This window comes from Pontibacter silvestris (assembly GCF_020907275.1).
GTDB lineage: Bacteria > Bacteroidota > Bacteroidia > Cytophagales > Hymenobacteraceae > Pontibacter > Pontibacter silvestris.
In genome coordinates this window covers 1-3,162 of record NZ_JAJJWI010000060.1, presented here as the reverse complement: position 1 = coordinate 3,162, position 3,162 = coordinate 1, and the positions used below count along the sequence as shown (strand labels likewise).

The following is a 3,162-nucleotide window of genomic DNA, read 5'->3' as shown; positions in this document are numbered from 1 at the left end:
TACACAGTTCTTGAGATATTGCCCAGAACAATTATTTCAGCACTGCTAAGGTAGCACCGTCGCCGCCTCTTTCTTCAGCCTCGTTGCTTACACTGGCTACTTCCGGCACAGAGTACAAATAGTCCCGTGCTACTTGGCGCAGTATGCCGTTTCCTCTGCCATGGATAATCTTGATCTCAGGAATACCCAGCATGATAGCTTCGTCAGTGAAGTTCATTATTTTTGTTAAAGCGTTTTCGGCATATTCCCCTCTAACATCAATGGTGCTTGCAAAGTCAGCCATACGTTGTGTAATATTCATGCCACGGGTAAAGCCTTCTGAAGTTGTTTCCGCCTTAGCTTTTTTCTGCTTCGGCACCTGCCCTTCTATCCTTTCCAGGTTATCTACCTTTACAATGGTTTTCAGGCCGCCAAACAACACTTCAGCTGTTTTACCTTTAATGCTTACCAACTGCCCAATTGAATCCTGCCCAACCAGCGACACATTATCACCGGTTTTCAAAGCTCCCCCGCCGTTTACACGCTTGTAAGCAGGACGAGGTTCTTCTTTGCGTACTTCCTGGGCAAAGTGTTCAAGCTCTCTACGGGCCTCCTTCGTTTGCTCTTTCTCGGCCTGGTTTTGCTTGATCTGCTGTATCGTAGACTCAATCTTCTGATTGGCATCTTTCAGCAGCAGCTTCGCTTTGCCTTTGGCCTCTCGCATGATATCCTGCTTACTCTCCTCCAGGAAGTTCTTCAGGTCGTTATACTCTTTCACTGACTTCGAAAGCTTACGTTCCTGAGTTGTTACCTCACGCAGTTTCTTTTCCAGCTCCTGTTTTTCAGTCTCCAGTTCCTCTAGTAAGCGGTCGTAGCGGATTTTATCTTTACCAACCAGACTACTGGCCTTGTCTACAATATGCTTTGGCAAGCCGATCTTACGGGCAATCTCGATGGCAAAAGATGAACCAGGCTTTCCTATTTCCAGCTGGTAAAGCGGTTGCAGATTTTTATGATCGTACCGCATGGCTCCGTTCACAATACCTTCAGTTTTCTCAGCATAGTTTTTCAAATTGGTGTAGTGCGTTGTAATGACACCGTACACTTTGCTGTCGTTCAGGTTTTGTAGCACTGCCTCAGCTATGGCACCACCAAGTACAGGCTCAGTACCAGTACCAAACTCGTCTATCAGTATCAGGCTGTTCTTATCTGCCACCGTCACAAACTTTTTCATGTTGGTAAGGTGGGAGCTATAAGTACTCAGGTCGTTTTCGATAGACTGCTCATCGCCAATGTCAATAAAAATATCCTGGAAAACACCTGCTTCTGAGCCGTCTTCTGCAGGTATTAGCATACCGCATTGCAGCATGTACTGCACCAGGCCTACTGTTTTGAGCGTTACGGATTTACCACCGGCATTAGGCCCTGAAATAAGCAGCATACGCTGCTCACGGTTCAGCAATAAGTCCATTGGCACCGTAGCTTTCCCGGCCTGCTTGTTCGACAGGTAAAGTAATGGGTGTAACGTCTGCTTCCAATTAATATGCGGATACTTGTGCAGTACCGGCTTTGTACCCTCTATACGACGTGCAAACGCAGCCTTCGCTCTTATAAAGTCTAGCAGCCCCAGGTATTGGTAAGCTTTTCGTAGCTCCGGTATAAAGTGGCGTAGCGTGTTGGTTAGCCCAATAAGTATACGCACCAACTCACGGTGGTAAGCATTCTCCAGGTCCTTAATATCGTTATTGAGTTCAAAGATAGACTCCGGCTCTATATACACCGTCTGCCCTGTGTTCGACTCATCATGAATAAGACCTTTAATACGACGCTTATGTTCTGCCAGCACTGGTATTACCAATCGGCCACCACGTATGGTTGGTTCCACATCACCTGGTGTCCAGCCTTCATTTTTTGCATGTTTTATGATAGACTGAATCTGCCTGCGCAGAATGCCCTGCTGTGAGATCAGCTCTCGCTTCAGGCGCTGCAACTCAGGAGAAGCATCATCACGAACGGCTCCTGAGTCATCTACTACTTTATCTAAAGCGGCAATCAGCGATCGTTCTACCGTTACATTAGCACCTAATGCTTTAAGCGCTTCGTATTTGCCTTCTTCTGCACCTGATATAAAACGTAGCGAGTCTCGTATAGTACGCAACGACATCTTTATCTCGTAAAAGCCCTGCACATCCAGGTAAGTGCCCTCTATGGCGGCTCTGTCAAGATAAGCAGTTACGTCAAAATAATGCTGCAACGGAATTTCTGCATCAGACTCTAGCAGCTGTTTAAATTCGTCGGTTTGTTCTAGGAGTTTCTGCACCAGGTCGTGCCGGCCCAAAAACTGCATACGGTTTACAAACTGGCGGCCCAACGGACTAAGACAAAGCTCAGCCAGCATATCCCGCACCTGTGCAAACCCAATTTTTATTTCAAAGTTTTCTGGATAGATCAATGTTATCTTCTAATTTGTAGCAAAATTACGCTTTTTATATAACATCTAAACAGGGCTGTTTTGTTCGTTTTGGTAGACATATGTTGCAATACACGTAGCAGGTATTAGAACACGCATCTCCTTCTCATAAAGAAGCTATAGAAACAATAAAACAGCCTAGTAACAAATCCTTAATTCACAATTTTCAATTCTTAAATAAAAGATATGATCTTAGACAAGCTACAGAATGCATCCCGCTATTACAGTCTGCACCCGCTTTTCGAGAAAGCTTTCCGATTCCTGCAGGAATCAGACCTGACTACTTTACCTATAGGCCAGCAAGCCATTGAAGGGCGTGATTTATTTGCCATCATATCAGAAGGAACAGGCGTGCCTGAGAAAGCAGCGAAGCTGGAAGTGCACCGCAAGTACATAGACATACAGTACGTGATCTCCGGTACCGACCACATGGGCTGGAAAGATTTGGCTATTTGCAGCGAACCCAACGACCCTTATACAGAAGAACGTGATGCCGCTTTCTTCCCAGATAAAACCAGCAACTGGTTCGACGTACCTGCCGGTTTATTTACCATCTTCTACCCTGATGATGCACATGCCGCCATGGCTACGGAAGAAAGTGTAAGGAAAGTGGTATTGAAGATTGCGGTAGAGGCGGCAGGCTAAGAGCCTTACTTCTTAGATGCAAATAAAGGCATAGTAAGATTATGAGGTACTTCTATAAGAGTAATGAT

2 protein-coding genes are annotated in these 3,162 nt (G+C 45.6%); one reads left to right on the top strand and one right to left on the bottom strand.

Annotated features, from left to right (window positions below; all coding sequences use genetic code 11):
* Positions 1-31: 31 nt before the first annotated feature.
* Positions 32-2,431, bottom strand: a complete 2,400-nt coding sequence (locus LN995_RS21410; RefSeq protein WP_229963136.1) for an endonuclease MutS2 — start codon at positions 2,429-2,431, stop codon at positions 32-34.
* 204 nt (positions 2,432-2,635) lie between these two features.
* On the opposite strand from LN995_RS21410, the gene LN995_RS21405 reads away from it, so the two are divergent.
* Entirely contained in the window at positions 2,636-3,094 is a 459-nt protein-coding gene (locus tag LN995_RS21405; RefSeq protein WP_229963135.1) for a YhcH/YjgK/YiaL family protein, read from the top strand.
* The last annotated feature ends 68 nt before the right edge of the window (positions 3,095-3,162 follow it).